Origin of the sequence: Streptomyces sp. S.PB5, from assembly GCF_030403745.1 — a bacterium.
Classification (GTDB): domain Bacteria; phylum Actinomycetota; class Actinomycetes; order Streptomycetales; family Streptomycetaceae; genus Streptomyces.
This window is the reverse complement of the sequence record NZ_JAQMWP010000002.1, coordinates 38,518-57,191: the sequence shown is the minus strand read 5'-3', so window position 1 is coordinate 57,191 and position 18,674 is coordinate 38,518. Positions and strand designations below refer to the sequence as shown.

At 71.3% G+C, this 18,674-nt stretch carries 18 protein-coding genes; 5 read left to right on the top strand and 13 right to left on the bottom strand.

All coding sequences use genetic code 11. The features are described 5' to 3' along the window. Nucleotides 1-22: 22 nt before the first annotated feature. The 6 genes from hflX to miaA all read right to left on the bottom strand — a co-directional run bounded on the left by hflX (nucleotide 23) and on the right by miaA (nucleotide 8,336). Entirely contained in the window at nucleotides 23-1,519 is a 1,497-nt protein-coding gene (hflX, locus tag PH203_RS05165) for a GTPase HflX (protein WP_289916751.1), read from the bottom strand. Nucleotides 1,520-1,735: 216 nt separating this feature from the next. Beyond that, on the bottom strand, nucleotides 1,736-3,244 hold the full coding sequence (locus PH203_RS05160; RefSeq protein WP_289916749.1) for a M1 family metallopeptidase: 1,509 nt from the start codon (nucleotides 3,242-3,244) through the stop codon (nucleotides 1,736-1,738). 155 nt (nucleotides 3,245-3,399) lie between these two features. Then, a complete protein-coding gene (locus PH203_RS05155) occupies nucleotides 3,400-5,514 on the bottom strand; it encodes an HD domain-containing protein (protein WP_289916747.1) in 2,115 nt (704 codons plus the stop codon). 285 nt (nucleotides 5,515-5,799) lie between these two features. Then, nucleotides 5,800-6,669 carry a diaminopimelate epimerase gene (dapF, locus tag PH203_RS05150; protein WP_289916745.1) on the bottom strand — a complete coding sequence of 290 codons (870 nt, stop codon included), beginning with the start codon at nucleotides 6,667-6,669 and terminating at the stop codon, nucleotides 5,800-5,802. 116 nt (nucleotides 6,670-6,785) lie between these two features. After that, nucleotides 6,786-7,289: a hypothetical protein gene (locus PH203_RS05145; RefSeq protein WP_289918233.1), complete on the bottom strand. Its 504-nt coding sequence runs from the start codon at nucleotides 7,287-7,289 to the stop codon at nucleotides 6,786-6,788. 108 nt (nucleotides 7,290-7,397) lie between these two features. Next, on the bottom strand, nucleotides 7,398-8,336 hold the full coding sequence (gene miaA, locus PH203_RS05140) for a tRNA (adenosine(37)-N6)-dimethylallyltransferase MiaA (protein WP_289916743.1): 939 nt from the start codon (nucleotides 8,334-8,336) through the stop codon (nucleotides 7,398-7,400). Between the two features lie 182 nt (nucleotides 8,337-8,518). Between miaA and PH203_RS05135 the strand changes: the two genes are divergently transcribed. Both PH203_RS05135 and PH203_RS05130 read left to right on the top strand, forming a co-directional pair. Then, nucleotides 8,519-8,863: a hypothetical protein gene (locus PH203_RS05135; RefSeq protein ID WP_289916741.1), complete on the top strand. Its 345-nt coding sequence runs from the start codon at nucleotides 8,519-8,521 to the stop codon at nucleotides 8,861-8,863. A gap of 24 nt (nucleotides 8,864-8,887) precedes the next feature. Next, nucleotides 8,888-9,154: an antitoxin gene (locus PH203_RS05130; protein WP_289916740.1), complete on the top strand. Its 267-nt coding sequence runs from the start codon at nucleotides 8,888-8,890 to the stop codon at nucleotides 9,152-9,154. A 63-nt stretch (nucleotides 9,155-9,217) separates the two neighbouring features. On the opposite strand, the gene PH203_RS05125 is transcribed toward PH203_RS05130, so the two are convergent. The 5 genes from PH203_RS05125 to PH203_RS05105 form a co-directional block, all read right to left on the bottom strand. After that, nucleotides 9,218-9,955, bottom strand: coding sequence for a class III extradiol dioxygenase subunit B-like domain-containing protein (locus PH203_RS05125; RefSeq protein ID WP_289916738.1), 738 nt, complete (start codon nucleotides 9,953-9,955; stop codon nucleotides 9,218-9,220). A 9-nt stretch (nucleotides 9,956-9,964) separates the two neighbouring features. Further along, nucleotides 9,965-10,255, bottom strand: coding sequence for a hypothetical protein (locus tag PH203_RS05120; RefSeq protein ID WP_289916736.1), 291 nt, complete (start codon nucleotides 10,253-10,255; stop codon nucleotides 9,965-9,967). A gap of 47 nt (nucleotides 10,256-10,302) precedes the next feature. Then, nucleotides 10,303-11,829, bottom strand: a complete 1,527-nt coding sequence (gene miaB / locus PH203_RS05115; RefSeq protein WP_289916734.1) for a tRNA (N6-isopentenyl adenosine(37)-C2)-methylthiotransferase MiaB — start codon at nucleotides 11,827-11,829, stop codon at nucleotides 10,303-10,305. A gap of 128 nt (nucleotides 11,830-11,957) precedes the next feature. Next, on the bottom strand, nucleotides 11,958-12,635 hold the full coding sequence (locus PH203_RS05110) for a response regulator transcription factor (protein WP_289916733.1): 678 nt from the start codon (nucleotides 12,633-12,635) through the stop codon (nucleotides 11,958-11,960). Then, nucleotides 12,632-13,657 carry a HAMP domain-containing sensor histidine kinase gene (locus PH203_RS05105; protein ID WP_289916732.1) on the bottom strand — a complete coding sequence of 342 codons (1,026 nt, stop codon included), beginning with the start codon at nucleotides 13,655-13,657 and terminating at the stop codon, nucleotides 12,632-12,634. Before PH203_RS05105 ends, PH203_RS05110 begins: the two co-directional genes overlap by 4 nt. 138 nt (nucleotides 13,658-13,795) lie before the next feature. Here PH203_RS05105 and PH203_RS05100 point away from each other — a divergent pair, with 138 nt between their 5' ends. Both PH203_RS05100 and PH203_RS05095 read left to right on the top strand, forming a co-directional pair. Beyond that, nucleotides 13,796-14,281: a TrkA C-terminal domain-containing protein gene (locus tag PH203_RS05100; protein ID WP_289916731.1), complete on the top strand. Its 486-nt coding sequence runs from the start codon at nucleotides 13,796-13,798 to the stop codon at nucleotides 14,279-14,281. A gap of 4 nt (nucleotides 14,282-14,285) precedes the next feature. Then, nucleotides 14,286-15,503, top strand: coding sequence for a cation:proton antiporter (locus PH203_RS05095; protein WP_289916730.1), 1,218 nt, complete (start codon nucleotides 14,286-14,288; stop codon nucleotides 15,501-15,503). 289 nt (nucleotides 15,504-15,792) lie between these two features. Here the strand turns inward: PH203_RS05095 and PH203_RS05090 are convergent, their stop codons facing one another. Then, the gene (locus PH203_RS05090) at nucleotides 15,793-16,203 is read right to left on the bottom strand and encodes a MazG nucleotide pyrophosphohydrolase domain-containing protein (protein ID WP_289916729.1); all 411 of its coding nucleotides are present in this window, start codon (nucleotides 16,201-16,203) and stop codon (nucleotides 15,793-15,795) included. A gap of 106 nt (nucleotides 16,204-16,309) precedes the next feature. Between PH203_RS05090 and PH203_RS05085 the strand changes: the two genes are divergently transcribed. After that, the gene (locus PH203_RS05085) at nucleotides 16,310-17,296 is read left to right on the top strand and encodes a TAXI family TRAP transporter solute-binding subunit (protein ID WP_289916728.1); all 987 of its coding nucleotides are present in this window, start codon (nucleotides 16,310-16,312) and stop codon (nucleotides 17,294-17,296) included. On the opposite strand, the gene PH203_RS05080 is transcribed toward PH203_RS05085, so the two are convergent. After that, nucleotides 17,286-18,665, bottom strand: coding sequence for a HAMP domain-containing sensor histidine kinase (locus tag PH203_RS05080; protein ID WP_289916726.1), 1,380 nt, complete (start codon nucleotides 18,663-18,665; stop codon nucleotides 17,286-17,288). The genes PH203_RS05085 and PH203_RS05080 overlap by 11 nt on opposite strands. Nucleotides 18,666-18,674: the final 9 nt, after the last annotated feature.

Sequence of the window (18,674 nt, the reverse complement as noted above, 5' to 3'; positions counted from 1 at the left end):
GGCCTTCGGTGCGAACAAGCGGTCAGGCCACGACCGGTGCCGGCACATACGGCGCCAGATCCGCCGCCAGCTCCTCGTGCACCCGCACCTTGAGCAGGGTGCCCTCCGGGGTGTGCTCCTCGGAGATCACCTCGCCCTCGTTGTGTGCGCGGGCGACGAGCTTGCCGTGGGTGTACGGCACGAGCGCCTCGACCTCGACCGACGGCCGCGGGAGCTCGTTGTCGATGAGCGCGAGCAGTTCGTCGATGCCCTGGCCGGTACGGGCCGAGACCGCGATGGAGCGCTTCTCGATCCGCATCAGCCGCTGCAGCGTCAGCGGGTCCGCCGCGTCGGCCTTGTTGATCACGACGATCTCGGGCACGCCGGTGGCACCGACGTCCCTGATCACCTCGCGCACGGCGGCCAGCTGCTCCTCCGGGTTCGGGTGCGAGCCGTCCACCACGTGCAGGATCAGGTCGGACTCGCCGACCTCTTCCATGGTGGAGCGGAACGCCTCGACCAGGTGGTGCGGCAGGTGCCGTACGAAGCCAACCGTGTCGGCGAGGGTGTACAGGCGCCCGCTGGGCGTCTCGGCCCTCCGGACGGTCGGGTCCAGGGTCGCGAACAGGGCGTTCTCGACCAGGACCCCGGCGCCGGTCAGGCGGTTGAGCAGCGAGGACTTGCCGGCGTTGGTGTAGCCCGCGATGGCCACGGACGGCACCTTGTTGCGCTTGCGCTCCTGGCGCTTGATCTCGCGGCCGGTCTTCATCTCCGCGATCTCCCGGCGCATCTTCGCCATCTTCTCGCGGATCCGACGCCGGTCCGTCTCGATCTTGGTCTCACCGGGACCACGGGTGGCGAGGCCGCCGCCCTTGCCGCCGCCCATCTGACGGGACAGCGACTGACCCCAGCCTCGCAGCCTCGGCAGCATGTACTGCATCTGCGCGAGCGCGACCTGTGCCTTGCCCTCTCGGGACTTGGCGTGCTGGGCGAAGATGTCGAGGATCAGGGCCGTACGGTCGATGACCTTGACCTTGACGACGTCTTCGAGGTGGATGAGCTGGCCCGGGCTGAGCTCACCGTCGCAGATGACGGTGTCGGCGCCGGTCTCCAGGACGATGTCCCGCAGCTCGGTGGCCTTGCCGGATCCGATGTAGGTGGCCGCGTCGGGCTTGTCGCGGCGCTGGATGACGCCGTCGAGCACGAGCGCGCCCGCGGTCTCCGCGAGGGCGGCGAGCTCCGCGAGGGAGTTCTCCGCGTCCTGCGAGGTCCCCGTGGTCCAGACGCCGACGAGGACGACCCGCTCCAGCCGGAGCTGGCGGTACTCGACCTCGGTGACGTCCTCGAGCTCGGTGGAGAGGCCCGCCACGCGGCGCAGAGCCGCGCGCTCGGAGCGGTCGAACTGGTCGCCGTCCCGCTCTCCGTCGATCTCGTGGCTCCAGGCGACGTCCTCTTCCATCAGGGCATCGGCCCGAAGACCTTCGGGGTATGTGTGCGCGAAGCGCTGCGAGTCCTGGGAAGGGGATGAAGAGGAGGTCATTGGGTCCTTACGTCGTTGGGGATTCCGATACGGCGATCATCACGGCGACCACGGCGATCGCACCGCCGGTCACTGTGCTCAACGCACGAGTACCCCGGGAGATTCCCGTGTCCCGTGCCGCGCCGACCCGAAGATGGTCGCACGGCACGGGGCGTCTCGTCACCGCCTTATTTCGCGGCCGCTCACCCAGCGACTGCTTCCTCAGCGACCACTTCCTCAGCGGGTGCTTTCCCCGGAGGCCGCCTTCCCGGCGCCCTCCTTGGCGGGCGCCACCGACTTCCAGTCCGGGTGCCCCGGCATCGGCGGGGTCTTCTTGCCGTACAGCCAGTCCTGGAAGAACCCGTCCAGGTCGCGCCCGGAGATCTCCTGGGCGAGCACGACGAAGTCGGCGGTCGTGGCGACGCCGTCCTCGTGGCGGCTCACCCAGGCCCTCTCCAGCTCCTCGAAGGCCGGGCGGCCGATCCGCTCGCGCAGGGCGTACAGGACGAGTGCGGCGCCGTCGTACACGTTGGGACGGAAGATGCTGATCTTCTGGCCGGCGTCCGGCGCCTTGGGTGCGGCCGGGGGCCCGCCGGCGGCGCGCCAGCGGTCGGAGGCGCCGTATGCAGCCTTCATGCGCGCAGCCAGGGTCCGGCCGGCCTTCTCCTCGGCGTACAGGGCCTCGTACCAGGTGGCGTGCCCTTCGTTGAGCCACAGGCCCGACCAGTTGCGCGGACTGACGCTGTTGCCGAACCACTGGTGGGCCAGCTCGTGCACCATGATCGACTCGACGTACCACTTGGGATAGGCGGGCTCGGTGAACAGGTCTCTCTCGAAGAGAGAGAGGGTCTGCGTCTCGAGTTCGAAGCCGGTGTCGGCGTCGGCCACGAGCAGGCCGTACGTCTCGAAGGGATAGCGGCCGAGCTTGTCCTCCATCCAGCGGATCTGCTCCGGCGTCTTTTCCAGCCAGGGTTCGAGCGCCTTGCGGTGCTTGGTGGGTACGACGTCACGAATCGGCAGTCCGTTCGGGCCCTCGCGGTGCAGCACGCTGGAGCGGCCGATGGAGACCTGTGCGAGCTCGGTGGCCATGGGGTGCTGGGTCCGGTACGTCCAGGTGGTCTCCCCGGCGACCCGGCTCACCCCGGCCGGCAGTCCGTTGGCGACGGCGGTGTAGCCGTCGGGCGCGGTGACCCGGATGGTGAACATCGCCTTGTCGGAGGGGTGGTCGTTGCACGGGAACACCAGATGGGCGGCGTCGGCCTGGTTCGCCATGGCGAGCCCGTCGGTCGTCCGCACCCAGCCGCCGTCCCGGTCCTCGGCGGCGACGGGATCGCTGGTGTGCTTCACCGTGATCCGCATCCAGCTCCCGCCGGGCAGCGGTTCCTCGGGCGTGACCACGAGATCCTCGCCCGCGCCCGCGAACCTGGCGGGCTCCCCGTCGACCTCGACCGACTTGACCTTGCCGTGCGCGAAGTCGAGGTTGATGCGCTGCAGTTCGGCGGTCGTCCAGGCGTCGATCGTGGTGACGGCCTGCAGCGGCTTGCTGTTGGAACCGGGATAGGTGAAGGACAGGTCGTACGACGCCACGTCGTACCCGGGGTTGCCCAGGTGCGGGAAGAGGCGGTCGCCGACGCCCAGCTGGGCGGCGGGGGCGCTCGCGGCGACGAGACAGACGGAGACGGCCGAGGCGAGCAGCGCGGCGGCCTTCTGCCGACGTGGGCTCCTGGCATGGGGGGTGAGCAGCATGCACCACCGCTACCAGCGCGCGTGTGCCGTACGGCGACGACGCGCGACCGGCCCACCCGAACGGGTAACGGGCTGGTCGGATGCGGGCCGTGCGAGGCGCGTGCCTCGGGCTTTTGTCGGTGCGCGTCCGACAGGCTCCCCGGCGGCTTGTCCCGTCACGCCCCCGGCGTCTGCGCCCTGCTCACGTCGTACACCCCGGGGACGTTGCGCATCGCCCGCATGAGCGCGGGCAGCAGGGCCGCGTCCGGGAGCTGGACGGTATAGGTGTGGCGGACGCGCTGCTGGCTGGGGGGTTCGACGGTCGCCGAGACGATCTCGGCGCCTTCGAGGGCCATGGCCTCGGTGAGGTCGGCGAGCAGATGGGGGCGGCCGAACGATTCAGCGAACAGCGTGACCCGGCACTGGGTGGTGTCGCCCCAGCGCACGCCGACCTCCGTGCGCCCCGAGTCCTTCATCCGCGCCACCGCGGCGCATCCGACGCGGTGCACGGTGACCGCTCCCCCGCGCACGGCGAAGCCGGTGATGTCGTCGGGCGGTACGGGCGTGCAGCAGCCGGCCAGCCGTACGGTCGCGCCGGGCTGGTCGACGAGGAGGTCGGCGCCGCCCGGGCGGACCAGTGGGCCGTCCGCGAACTGCGCCCCGGCGGCGGATCGCGGCGCCGCCTCGCGGGTCTCCTCGTGCCGTTCCTCGTGCGAGGGATGCGTCGCGATCCACCGCTGGATGGCGATCCGCGCGGCGGGCGTGTGCGCGTGCTCCAGCCACTCCCTGGAGGGCTCGGAGGCGGGGTCCTGGCCCATGAGGAGCTGGACGGTGTCACCGTCCCGCAGAACGGTGCTGAGGGTCGCCAGACGGCCGTTGACGCGGGCGCCGATGCACGCGTGCGCGTCCTCGCCGTACTGTGCGTAGGCCGCGTCCACGCAGGTCGCGCCCTCGGGCAGGCCCAGGGTGCCGCCGTCGGGGCGGAAGACGGTGATCTCACGGTCCTGGGCGAGGTCCTCGCGGAGCGTCGACCAGAAGGTGTCGGGGTCGGGCGCGGCCTCCTGCCAGTCGAGGAGGCGGGAGAGCCAGCCGGGGCGCGTGGGGTCCTCGCGCTCACCGTCGACGGGCTCCTCCGAGGGAGGAGCGTAGGGATTGCCGAGCGCGATGACGCCGGCCTCGGCGACCTTGTGCATCTGGTGGGTGCGGATGAGGACTTCGGCGACCTGGCCGTCCCCGCGGGCGACGGCGGTGTGCAGCGACTGGTACAGGTTGAACTTCGGTACGGCGATGAAGTCCTTGAACTCCGAGACGACCGGCGTCAGACAGGTGTGGAGTTCGCCGAGTACGCCATAACAGTCCGCGTCCTCGTTCACGAGCACCAGCAGTCGGCCGAAGTCGGCACCGCGCAGCTGGCCGCGCTTGCGGGCGACGCGGTGGACGGAGACGAAGTGCCGTGGCCGGATGACGACTTCGGCCTGGATGTCGGCGTCGCGCAGGACGCCGCGGACCTCGTCGGCGATCTCCGCGAGGGGGTCGTCCGCGCGGGAGGCGTTGTCGACGATCAGCTCGCGCGTGTGCTCGTACTCCTCGGGGTGCAGGATCGCGAAGACCAGGTCCTCCAGCTCGGTCTTCAGAGCCTGGACGCCGAGGCGTTCGGCGAGGGGGATGAGGACGTCGCGGGTCACCTTGGCGATGCGCGCCTGTTTCTCGGGGCGCATGACGCCGAGGGTGCGCATGTTGTGGAGCCGGTCGGCGAGTTTGATCGACATCACACGGACGTCGCTGCCGGTGGCGACGAGCATCTTGCGGAAGGTCTCGGGTTCGGCGGCGGCGCCGTAGTCGACCTTCTCCAACTTGGTGACGCCGTCGACGAGATAGCGCACCTCGGCGCCGAACTGCTCGCCGACCTGATCGAGCGTCACATCGGTGTCCTCGACGGTGTCGTGGAGCAGGGAGGCCGTCAACGTCGTGGTCTCGGCGCCGAGTTCGGCGAGGATCAGGGTCACGGCGAGCGGGTGGGTGATGTAAGGCTCGCCGCTCTTGCGCATCTGGCCGCGGTGCGAGGACTCGGCCAGGACGTAGGCGCGGCGCAGGATCTCGCGGTCGGCGTCGGGGTGGTGGGCGCGGTGGGCCTCGACGACATGGCTGATGGCGTCGGGCAGCCGGTCTCGGGCCGCCGGGCCCAGCAGGGCGGCGCGGCCCAGGCGGCGCAGGTCGATCCGCGCCCGCCAGCGCGCCGCAGGTCCTGTGACCGGACCTGGGGTCGCGGGGTTCGTGGCCTCCGCACTCATGGGCACCTCCGGCTGCGTGGACCGGCGGACGGGGTGCCCCATGGCGGACACGGCTCAGGGGATGGCATTTCCCCGTCCGGGCCGGTGCTTGATGCTACCGAGCCCACCACGCGCGGCTGACCGCCTCTCGTCGAGCGTGAAACGGATCACCCATTCGAGCGATGGTTTCCAGGTTTACGATTTCGAGCCACCGGACCTGCGACGCTCCGTCGTTTCCCAGCATTCCGGCTGCCCGGAGCTACGGATCCCGGTGGCCGGTCCCACCGAACCCCACGATTCGCTCGCTCAGCGAACCGCGTTTTCCAGCCATTCCGCATCGATCTCACCCTCGGCCACGATCACCGCGGGACCGGTCATCTCGATCTCGCCGTCGGGCCGCTCGGTGATCACGAGGGTGCCACCGGGCACGTCGACGGTGTACGTCACCGGCGTGCCGTCCGCTGCCGGGTCCGCGCCGTCCCTGCGGGCGGTGGCCACGGCGACGGCGCACGCGCCCGTGCCGCAGGACCGGGTCTCGCCGGAGCCGCGCTCGTGCACGCGCAGGGCGACATGGCGGGGGCCGCGGTCGACCACGAACTCCACGTTGACCCCGTCCGGGTAGGCGGCGGCCGGGCTGAAGGGCGGCGGGTCGAAGAGCTTGCCCGCGTGGGCGAGGTCGTCCACGAAGGCGACGGCGTGCGGGTTGCCCATGTTCACGTTGCGCGCGGGCCAGCTGCGCTCGCCGACGCTCACGGTGACGTCCCCCTCGGGCAGACGCGCCTTGCCCATGCCGACGGTGACGTCACCGTCCTTGGCGATGTGCACGGTCTTCACGCCCCCGCGCGTGGCCACGGCTAGGTCGCCCTCGGTGACATGCCCGGCGTGCTGGAGGTAGCGCGCGAAGACGCGTACGCCGTTGCCGCACATCTCGGCGATCGAACCGTCGCCGTTGCGATAGTCCATGAACCACTCCGCCTCGGCGGCCATGGCCTTCGCCTCGGGGTGCGCGGCGGACCGCACGACGTGCAGCACACCATCGGCGCCGATGCCCGCGCGGCGGTCGCACAGGGCGGCGACGGCGGCCGGGGAGAGGTCGATGGCGTTCTCGGGGTCGGGGACGATCACGAAGTCGTTCTCGGTCCCGTGTCCCTTGAGGAAGGCGATCCGCGTGCTCATTCCTCGATCGTACGGGGTGGGTACGACACCGGGACACCGACGGCCGTACGGCCTCCCCCTTCCCACGCGCTGTCCACGCATGCGTGGCCGTACGGCGCCTCACGCGCGCGTGGAGGTCAGCGCAGTCTGGCCACGCGGAACACCGCCAGCGCGACCACCCCGGCCACGAGCACGGCGTACAGCAGTGCCACGCGCCAGTCCACGCGCCGGCCGGAGCCCCGCTGCGGCCAGCCGGGCCACGTGTAACCGACGCGGCGGGCGGCCATCATGCCCCAGCCGGCCGCGCACGAGCAGATCAGCAGGCCCAGCATCGCGATCACCGCGCCGCTGTCGCCGAAGTCGAAGGCGAGCGGGAAGGCGAACATCAGCGAGCCGAGTGCGGCCAGGGAGACGATGGGGGCGAGCTGCCAGATGCGCATGCGGCGCTGGGGGCGCAGCTCGACCTCGACCTCGGGGCCGCCCGCGAACATCTCCTCGGGCTCGGGGCCGTCGGCGGTGACGCCGCCCTGGGTGTCGTCGGGCCCGTCAGGGCTCAGACGGTCCCCGTCCTGTTCCGATTCACCGTCGTCGACGGTGAGGGGCTCGGTGCCTTGTGCGGTGTCGCGAGGGCCGGCCTCCATCGCCACGCGCCCTCCCAACTCGGACTCCACTTGGTCGATCGAAGCTCGATGATGGCACGGCGCCGGAGGGCCGGATGACGGCCTGAGCGTCCCGATGCCAGGACGTGATCAGGCTGTAACCGGTCGTTCGACCAACGCCAGTGCGAGCTGCGGAAGTTCTGTGAGATCCGCCGCAGCCCCACTCAACCAGTGCACCCTCGGGTCGCGCCTGAACCATGAATCCTGGCGGCGCGCGAAGCGCTTGGTGGCACGTACGGTCTCGGCCCGCGCCTCCTCCATCGTGCACTCCCCGGAGAGCGCCGCGAGGACCTGCTGGTACCCGAGCGCGCGCGAGGCCGTACGCCCCTCGCGCAACCCGTGCGCCGCCAGCTCCCGCACCTCCTCCACAAGGCCCGCGTCCCACATCCGGTCGACACGGCGCGCGATGCGCTCGTCGAGTTCGGGGCGGGCGACGTCGACGCCGATCTGGAGGGTGTCGTAGACCGAGTCGTGGCCGGGGAGGTTGGCGGTGAAGGGCTTGCCGGTGATCTCGATGACCTCGAGGGCCCGGACGATCCGGCGGCCGTTGCTGGGCAGGATCGCGTGGGCGGCTTCGGGGTCGGCGGCGGCCAGGCGGGCGTGCAGGGCGCCGGAGCCGCGGAGCGTGAGCTCGTCCTCCAGTCGCGCCCTGACCTCGGGGTCGGTGCCCGGGAACTCCAGGTTGTCGACGGCGCCGCGGACGTACAGCCCGGACCCGCCGACCAGGATCGGCCAGCGGCCCTCGGCCAGAAGCGCGTCGATCCGCTCGCGCGCGAGCCGCTGGTACTCGGCGACGGAGGCGGTGACGGTCACGTCCCAGATGTCCAGCAGGTGGTGCGGGACGCCGTCGCGCTCCTCGGGCGTCAGTTTGGCGGTGCCGATGTCCATCCCTCGGTAGAGCTGCATGGAGTCGGCGTTGACGACCTCACCGCCGAGACGCCGGGCCAGGAAGACGCCCAGATCGGACTTTCCGGCCGCGGTGGGTCCGACGACGGCGATGACGCGGGGGGCGGGGGGTGCGCTGCTCACCGACCCAGTCTCGCAAACGTCGGGGCATGGCCTCGAACGAGTTACGTGACGGCACACCTCCGGGGTCGTTGCCTGTTGCGAGGTTTTCGCCGTCGGTTTCGAGGGGCGGCGCCCCGGGTGACGCAAACGGACGCACCGGGCAACGCGGGATTTCCCCCGCACGAGTAACGTATGGAGTGGATATGGGCGTTTTCGCACGACTTCTCCGGAGGTCGAAGGCTACGGAGGAGGCGTCAACCGCCGAGGCAGGGGCCGCCACGCTGACGGCCGAATCCGAGGCGGAGGCGGCAGAGGCGAAGGGGTCGGCCGGGACCACGGCCGAGGCCAAGACCGAGGCAGGTTCCGAAGCCGGGTCCGACAGCGGTTCCGAGGCCGGAGCCGAGGCAGGTTCCGAAGCCCGGGACACGGCTGAGGCGACGGCGACGGAGGCCGTCGAGGGCCGTGCCGCCGAGGGCGTCGACATCCCCAAGCAGCAGTCCGCCGAGGAGGCGGCCGACAGCGAGGCCGGCGAGGGCGCCCGCACATAACTGCCCCGCGCGGGAAGGTGAACGATGGGTCTCCTGGACAATTTGAAAGCCAAGCTCAGCCCGGCCAAGGACAAGGTCTCCGGCCTCGCACAACAGCACGGGGACAAGATCCAGCACGGTCTCGACAAGGCCGCGAAGGTCGTCGACGAGAAGACCAAGGGCAAGTACAGCGACAAGATCCAGACGGGCACGGGCAAGGCCAAGGACGCCATGGACCGACTCGCGCACAAGGACGACGGCATGGGCGGCGGCACGACGACGCCCCCGTCCGCACCGCCGCCCGCTTCCTGAACGGCACACCGACGGACGGCCGCGGGGCTCAGCGCTCCCGGCCGTCCGCCGTTTTGTGAACGGTCAGGACCAGGTCGCCACCACGTATCCCACGCCGTACGGCGCGTCCTCGTACAGCAGCTCCCCGCCGAGACCCGCGCCCTCGGCCGCGCCCGCGAGGACCTGCCACGGGGCACGCCCCGAGACCTTCAGCTCGAAGGCCAGCTCCACGTCCAGCGCCGCGAGGGCCGCCACGTCCGCCGCCCCCAGCGCACGCGCGACCTCCGCGTCGAAGGGGGCCGCGCGCTCGTCGAGGTAGCCAGGTGCCTTGAGCGTGCGGCAGGCGCTGGCGTCGCCCATCACCAGCAGCGCCACGCGCGAGGCCCGCGCGGCGATTTCCCGTCCGACTTCAATACACCGCTCGGCGGCCAGAGGTTCCCCCACGCCGAGTCCCTCGATCGGGGCGTCCGACCATCCGGTGCGTTCCAGGAGCCAGGCGGCGACGGCGAGGGAGGGGGGCAGCTCACGTCCGGCCGCCGCGCCTTGGTCAGTGCTCTCGTCCGCGCCGTCGCCCGTGCCCAACCGGACGTCGAGATCCACTCCGAAGCCGCGGAACGAACCCGCCGTACCCCCCGGATGCGTCCCCCGCCCGCTCTGCTCGGCAGGCCCGAGGACGACGAGCAGATCCGGCCGGGCGGCGGCGAGCACCCCCAGCGCATCCGTGCACGCGGCCCGTGCCGCGTCCAGTTCGGGCGCGGCTCCCGCGGCGACCTCGGGCACGAGCAGCGGCGGACAGGGGCAGACGGCGGCGGCGACAAGCATGATCGGAGCCTACTGGCAGGGGTTCGGCTCGGAATCCGTGCTCCACGCCAGTTCCGCCAGCCGGTACAGCACCCGATGCGTGGACATCGCGCCCTCGATCTTGGCGTAGTACGCGTCCCCGTCGCCGATCCGGTAGACCTGCCGACTCCGCTGGCGCAGCCCAAACCTCGGCCGATGCGTGCAGGCGAGCTCGTAGAGCCGGGCGCGGGCCTGTTCAAGGGTGCCCTCGAAGTGTTCCGCCTCGTCGATGTCGTACGACTCCCCGAGCCCGGCCTGCACCACGACCACCCAACGCGCCATGTCCCGCCCCTCGTCCGCCGCTGCCGGACGACGAGTATGACTTGGGCTCAGTCGACCGCGCAGCCCCCCGTAGCCGCAGGCAGCGGCTCCGGTACGCCGATCTTCGGCAGGCCCAGCAGCACGCCCGCCGGCTTGGCCGCCTCGGCCGCGTTGCGCTTCTCCCAGGCATCGCCCGCGCGCGTGCGGCGCACGTTCAGGACGGCGCCCTCGGCGAGGAGGTGGTGCGGGGCGGCGTAGGTGATCTCGACCGTGACCACGTCGCCCGGGCGGACCTCCTCGTCCGGCTTGGTGAAGTGGACGAGGCGGTTGTCCGGGGCGCGGCCGGAGAGACGGTGGGTGGAGCCGTCCTTGCGGCCCTCGCCCTCGGCGACCATCAGGTCCAGGGTGCGGCCGACCTGCTTCTTGTTCTCGTCCCAGGAGATCTCCTCCTGGAGGGCGACGAGACGCTCGTAGCGCGCCTGGACGACCTCCTTGGGGATCTGCCCGTCCATGGTCGCGGCCGGGGTTCCGGGGCGCTTGGAGTACTGGAAGGTGAAGGCGTTGGTGAAGCGGGCCTCGCGGACCGTGTGCATGGTCTGCTCGAAGTCCTCCTCGGTCTCGCCGGGGAAGCCCACGATGATGTCGGTCGAGATCGCCGCGTCCGGCATGGCGGCGCGCACCTTCTCGATGATCCCGAGGAAACGCTCCTGCCGGTACGAGCGGCGCATCGCCTTGAGGATCGTGTCCGAGCCGGACTGGAGCGGCATGTGCAGCTGTGGCATCACGTTCGGCGTCTCGGCCATGGCGGCGATGACGTCGTCGGTGAAGTCGCGCGGGTGCGGGGAGGTGAAGCGGACGCGCTCCAGGCCCTCGATCTTCCCGCAGGCCCGCAGCAGCTTGCTGAACGCCTCACGGTCGCCGATGTCCGAGCCGTACGCGTTGACGTTCTGCCCGAGCAGCGTGATCTCGGAGACGCCCTCGCCGACCAGGGCCTCGATCTCGGCCAGGATGTCGCCGGTGCGGCGGTCCTTCTCCTTGCCGCGCAGCGCCGGGACGATGCAGAAGGTGCAGGTGTTGTTGCAGCCGACGGAGATCGAGACCCAGGCCGCGTAGGCGCTCTCGCGCCGGGTCGGCAGCGTGGAGGGGAACGCCTCCAGGGACTCGGCGATCTCTACCTGCGCCTCTTCCTGCACGCGCGCGCGTTCCAGCAGGATGGGCAGCTTGCCGATGTTGTGCGTGCCGAAGACGACGTCCACCCAGGGCGCCTTCTTCACGATGGTGTCGCGGTCCTTCTGCGCCAGACAGCCACCGACCGCGATCTGCATGCCGGGGCGCTTGGTCTTCATGGGCGCGAGGCGGCCGAGGTTGCCGTACAGCCGGTTGTCGGCGTTCTCGCGGACCGCGCAGGTGTTGAAGACGACGACGTCGGCGTCACCGTCGGACCCCTCGGGGGCCTTGACGTAACCGGCGCCTTCGAGCAGGCCGGACAATCGCTCGGAGTCGTGGACGTTCATCTGGCACCCGTAGGTGCGTACTTCGTAGGTCTTGGGCGATGAGACGTCCACTGCCGGGCTCCGGTCGCTGCTGGTGGTCATGGGTCAAGGGTAGGCGGTTCCGGGAGCCCCCCGACCGCCGCCCGCCGTCCGCAGCCGCACCACCACGGACGGTCACAGGGCAGGATGCGGGAACCGGTTGCGACACCTCGGCCGGGACTGCTCACGGCTCACGGCTCGATCAGCCCCGCCCGTATCGCATACCGCGTCAGCTCCAGCCGGTCCCGCATCCCGAGCTTCTGCAGCAGGTTCGCGCGGTGCCGTTCGACGGTCTTCGCGCTGATGAAGAGCAGCTCGCCGATCTCCTTGGAGGTGTGGCCCTCGGCGACGAGCTTGAGGATCTCCTCCTCGCGCTCGGTGACGGCCCTCTCGGGCAGTGCGTCGCCGCGGTGGAGGCGGTCGAGGTAGGAGCGGACGAGGGTGCGCTCGGCGCCCGGGTAGACGAAGGGCCGGTCGCGTACGGCCGCCCGGCACGCCTCGACGAGGTCGCGGTCGGCGACGGACTTGAGGACGTAGCCGCTGGCGCCGGCCTTGAGGGCCTCGAAGAAGTACTGCTCGTTGTCGTACATGGTCAGGATGAGGATGCGCAGGTCGGGCAGGCGGCGGGAGAGCTCGCGGGCCGCCTGGAGGCCGGTCATCCGGGGCATCGCGATGTCCAGCACCGCCAGATCGACGTCACGCGCGCGTGCCAGCTCCACGGCCTCCGCCCCGTCACCGGCCTCGGCGACGACCGTCAGATCGTCCTCGCCGTCGAGGATGAGGCGGACTCCTCGTCGTACGAGGGTGTGGTCGTCGGCGAGGAGGACGCGGACGGGGCGGCCGGTGGTGACGGGAGTGGCCGGTGTCATCGCGGCCCTCCCACCCGCAGGCGTACGTCCGTGCCCCCGCCCGGCGCCGGGCCGACCGCGAGCGTCGCCCCTATGAGCAGCGCCCGCTCGCGCATCCCCCGTATCCCGGACCCTTCGGGCGCCTCGCCCACACCCTGCCCGTTGTCCCGGACGAGCAGCTCGACCCCGCCGTCGACCTGTTCCAGCCGGACCTCGGCGTGGTCGGCCACGGCGTGCCGGGCGGTGTTGGTGAGGCCCTCCTGGGCGACCCGGTAGAGCACGAGTTCCGACTCCTCGGTCAGGGGCGGCAGTCCGCCGGGGACGTGGTGGCGCACGGTCAGGCCATGGGCGCTGAACTCGCCGGCGAGCGAGCGCAGGGCGCTGGCCAGACCGAGTTCCTCCAGCACGCCGGGGCGCAGTCGGCGGGCGATGAAACGGATCTCGTCGAGCCCCGCGCGGGTGGCCTCCTGGGCCTGCGCCACCTCTTCCCGCAGTTCTTCGGGCGCCCGGTCGGCGACGCGCTTGAGCTGGAGCAGGACGGCGGTCAGGGTCTGCCCGACCTCGTCGTGCAGCTCGCGCGCGATGCGATGGCGCTCGCGTTCCTGGGCGGACAGGGCACGAGCCGCTCCGGAGGCGCGCTCGGCCTCCAGCCGGTCGAGCATCGTGTTGTACGTCGTGATGAGCTCGGCCGCTTCGGCGGGACCGGCGACGTCGGCGCGGGCGCCGGGGCGCAGCAGATCGGCGGTGGCCATGGCACGGCCGAGCCGCTTGAGCGGGGCGAGGCCGATCCGCAGGACCGCCGCGTTGGCGAGCAGGAGCAGGACGAGGCCGGCGAGCACGACGAACGCCTCGGCCCGTCTGATCGGGGTGGACACGGTGACCGGGCCGAGCAGCAGCGCGGCGGCCACGACCAGGCCGGCGGCGTTGAGGGAGAAGATCCGCCAGAACAGTGACACGTGGCTGGTCCCGGCCTCCTCTCGTGGTCCTTCGGTGACCAGCCTCGCCGCCCGTCGGCGGGCCCGTATATCCGTGGCAGCACCCATATCGCCACCGTACGGGCCGATGGCAGCATGCGGACTCGGCACCTTGATCACCCGACCACCGATGACCACCGAGGCCGCGCAAGCCGGCCGATTGTTCACCGAGCTGAAGCCCACCGACGCTCGCCGAAGGGAAGAAACGTGTCCGCACCCCGCCTGAGGGCGACGCCACTGCCGGGGATCGGGGTCCAGTACGACCTCGTGACGCGCGAACACCGCCATCTGTCCGTGGTGGCGCACCGCGACGGTGCCCGGACGGTGAGCGTGTACCGGGCCGACGATCCCGACTCCTGCGCGCAGTCGCTGCGGCTGACCGGGGCGGAGGCGGGGTCGCTGATCGACGCGCTGATGCCGTCGCACCACAGTGCGAGCCTGCTGTACACGACGGATCTGGGGCTCGTGGCCGAGCGCATCGAGGTGGCCGCGGCCTCGCCCTGGAACGGGCGGGTGCTGGGCGAGACACGGATGCGTACGGAGACGGGCGCGTCGGTGGTGGCCGTGCTGCGGCGGGCGGCGGCGATCCCGTCGCCCGCGCCGGACTTCCGGCTGGTCGGCGGCGACACGCTGATCGTGGTCGGTACGCGTGAGGGCGTGGACGCGGCTGCGGCGATACTCGGGCGGGAGTGAACGGGTGCACTCCGCGGTCCTGTTGATCGAGTTCGGTTCCATCATCCTGGGTCTTGGCCTGCTGGGCCGGTTCGCGGCGAGGTTCCGGCTCTCGCCGATCCCGCTGTATCTGCTGGCGGGGCTCGCGTTCGGGGAGGGCGGGCTGCTGCCGCTCGGCGCGAGCGAGGAGTTCATCGCGACGGGGGCCGAGATCGGCGTCATCCTGCTTCTGCTGATGCTCGGCCTGGAGTACTCGGCGGGTGATCTGGTCACCAACCTCAAGGCGCACTATCCGTCCGGGCTGGTGGACTGCGCGCTGAACGCGGTGCCGGGTGCGGCGGCCGCGCTGCTGCTGGGCTGGGGCCCGGTGGCGGCGGTGGTCCTGGCGGGCGTCACGTGGATCTCCTCGTCGGGCGTCATCGCGAAGGTGCTCGGCGACCTGGGCCGGGTCGGGAACCGTGAGACACCGGTGATCCTGAGCGTCCTGGTCCTGGAGGACCTGGCGATGGCGGTGTATCTGCCGATCGTGACCGCGCTGGTGGCGGGAGCCGGGCTGCTCGCCGGGAGCGTGACGCTGGCGATCGCGCTGGGCACGGCCGGCCTGGTCCTCTTCGTGGCGCTGCGCTACGGCCGCCTCATCTCCCGTTTCGTGTCGAGCGACGACCCGGAGAAGCTGCTGCTGGTGGTCCTCGGCCTGACGATCCTGGTGGCGGGCCTGGCCCAGCAGCTCCAGGTGTCGGCGGCGGTGGGCGCGTTCCTGGTGGGCATCGCGCTGTCGGGTGAGGTCGCGGAAGGGGCCCACACCCTGCTCAGCCCCTTGCGGGACCTGTTCGCGGCGGTCTTCTTCGTCTTCTTCGGACTGCACACCGACCCCGCCAGCATTCCGCCGGTCCTGCTCCCGGCCCTCGCACTCGCGCTGGTCACCGCCGCGACCAAGATCGCCACCGGCTACTGGGCGGCCCGCCGCGCCGGAATCTCGGCCAAGGGCCGCTGGCGAACGGGCGGAGCGCTCGTCGCCCGCGGCGAGTTCTCCATCGTCATCGCCGGCCTCGCGGTGACCGCCGGCATCGAACCCTCCCTGGGCCCCCTGGCCACGGCCTACGTCCTGATCCTGGTCGTCCTCGGCCCTCTGACGGCCCGCTACACGGAGCCGTTGGCGTCACGGTGGACGCGGCGGTTCGGGGAGCGCCGGGAGTTGGGCGGGGAGGGGGCGGGGGTGCGGGAGGCTTCGGTGGCGGAGTGACGGAGGCGTTGGTGGCGGTCTGAGGGGGTGGGGGCGGTGTGTTGCGAGTGCGGGACCCGGGGAGCCGGGAGGGCGTGGCGCGCGGGGCGGTCCGGCGGAGTCGGTCCGGTAAGGGCGGTCCGATGGCGCCGCTCCCGTGAGGGCAACGTGTTGCGAGTGCGGGTCGGCGGCCCGGGAGGGCGTCGCGCGCGGGGCGGCGGGGCGGTCCGGCGCCCCCACCACCCGCCATCACCCAGCACCACTCAGCGCAACGCGCCACAGCCACTCCCACCCCGTCAGCCCACCCCCGTCAGCCCACCCCTTCCGAAGACACCCACCCCTGCCGCCGCAGCACCCCCGACACATCCGGCGCCTCGTAGTGATCCCCCTTGAGGACCTTGCCGTCGGCGCGGCGGGCGACATGGCCGTCGGGGCCCAGCTTGGTCATGTTGGAGCGGTGGATCTCGGCGATCACCGCGTCGAGATCGATGCCGTGGACGAGGGCGGTGCCGTAGGCGACATAGACCACGTCGGCGAGCTCGTGCGCCAGCCGGTCGAGCGGGCCCTCGACGGCCACCTCGGCGACCTCCGCGGCCTCCTCGGCGAGCAGCTCGCCACGGCGGGCGGCCAGCTCCGGCGACACCGTGGTCGGCGTGCTGCGGGCGTCCAGGCCGAAGGCGAGGTGGAATTCACGGACCAGGTCGGCGGGCGATGAGCTCATACGGCGACTCTATCGACGCCCACTGACACCTCAGCCGCCTCAGTCACCTCCGCCGCGTCCGCCTCACCCTGGCCACCCCCGCCCCCCACCTGGCAGGATCGCGCCCATGTCCAAGCCCTTCCCCCACCTCAGCAGAACCCGCGCGCTCCAGGGAGCGATCGCCGGTTTCCTGGCCTTCGGCCTGCTGTTGTGGTGGCTGCTCCCCGGTGAGGAGCCCCCCGGCGGGACGATCGTGTTCAGTACGGGCTCTCCCGGCGGCGTCTACGAGGAGTACGGCGAGGATCTGACCGGGGAGTTCGCCAAGGACATGCCCGATCTCAAGGTGGACCTGGAGACCAGTGACGGCTCGCAGGACAACGTCCGGCGTGTGGCGTCCGGCGACGCCGACTTCGCCATCGCGGCGGCCGACGCGGTGGAGTCGTACGCGATCAACAACCCGGAGAAGGCCGCCGGGCTGCGTGGGGTCGCGCGGCTGTACGACGACTATGTGCAGCTCGTCGTCCCGCGGGACTCGAACATCGACTCCGTGGCCGCGCTGAAGGGCAAGCGGGTCGCCATAGGGCGGGAGACGTCGGGTGTGCGGCTGATCGCCAACCGGGTGCTCGAAGCGGAGGGCATCGACCCGGCCAAGGACATCACGCCGTACGCGTACGGGATCGACAAGGTCAACGAGCTCGGCCGCACCATCGACGCGTTCTTCTGGTCCGGCGGCCTGCCGACGAACGGCCTGAAGACGCTCGCCAAGACGTCGTCGTTCAAGTTCGTCCCGATCACGGCCGCCTTCGTCGCCAAACTGCACACCCAGAGCGCCGCCAACCGCTACTACCGCCCCACCAACATCCCGGAGTCGGCCTACGACGGCCAGGACGCCTACGCCGTACCGACGATCGCCGTGTCCAACCTGCTGATCACCCGCGAGGACCTGGACCCCCGCCTCACCGAGTGGCTGACCCGCACCGTGATCCGCAGCCGGGACGACATCGGCAGCAAGGTGCACTCCGCCCAGCTGGTCGACCTGCGCACGGCGATCTACACCTCTCCGCTGCAGTTGCACGAGGGCGCCCGGCGCTACTACCGCTCGGTCAAGCCGTAGCCGCGCTGCGGGGCACCGTCACGGTCACCTTCAGGCCGTGCGGTTCGTGATGGTCGTACGAGATCCGGCCGCCGCCCGCGTCCAGCAGGGCCCTGGAGATGGACAGGCCCAGGCCCGAACCCTTGATGTTCTGGTGGCGGTTGCTGCGCCAGAAGCGGTCGCCGATGCGGGCGAGCTCCTCGTCGGTGAGTCCGGGGCCGTTGTCCGTCACGATCACCGTCGCCGTACGGCCGTCGGAGGAGACCGTCACCTCCACGCACTCGCCGTCAGGGGTGAACTTGACCGCGTTGTCGATGACCGCGTCCAGCGCGCTGGAGAGGGCGACCGGGTCCGCCCAGCCGGTGGTGGGCGGACAGTCGCCGACCAGTCGTACGCCCTTGGCCTCGGCGGTCGGGGCCCAGGCCGCGACCCGCTCGGCGGCCAGCGCGCCGATGTCGGTGACGCGCAGGTCGGCGTCGGTGTGCTCGGCGAGGGCGAGGTCGAGCAGGTCGTCCAGGACCTGGGCCAGACGCTTGCCCTCGGTCTGGACGGACGCGATCTCCTTGTTGCCCTCCGGGAGTTCGAAGGCGAGCAGCTCGATGCGGAGCAGCAGCGCGGCCAGTGGGTTGCGCAGCTGATGTGACGCGTCGGCGACGAAGGCGCGCTGTTGCTCCAGGACGTCCTCGACGTTGTCCGCCATCTCGTTGAACGACCGTGCCAGGCGCTGGAGTTCCGGCGGCCCGCCGGCGGCCGCGACCCGGGACTTCAGGCGGCCGCTCGCGATCGCGTGCGTGGTGGCGTCGAGGACGCGTACGGGTCTGAGGACCCAGCCCGTCAGACGGAGGGCCGCGCCGACGGCCACCAGCATCGCCGCCGTCAGGCCCGCCCCGATGACGAGCCAGCCGTGCAGGATCCGCGACCGCATCTCCCCCGTGGGCGAGTCGGTGACGACGACCGCGACGACGTCACCGTCCCGGATGACTGGGGAGGCGACCACGAGCCGCCCCTGCTGCCAGGGAAAGACCTGCGGCGGGTCCTCGCTGCGCCGGCTGAGCAGCGCCTCGTCGAACGCCTCCCTCACCTCGCCCGTCGTGGGGATGAAGAAGGTCGCCGGCGCGTTGGCCATGATCTCCGACCGGTAGAACACGCCGACCTTGATCCGGTAGACCTCCCAGTAGCTGTCGAGTTCGCTCTGGAGGGTCTTCTGCCGCTCGTCGCCCTGTCTGGTGACGTACTGGGCGAGCGCCGCGAAGTGCGCGGTGTCGTCGATCCGGTCGACGATCACTTTCTGCTGCTGGGCGGCGGCCACACTGAAGGCCAGCGGAATGCCGAGCGCCAGCAGCACGGCCGCCATCAGGATGATCAGCAGCGGAAGAAGTCGGGTGCGCACCCCGGCACA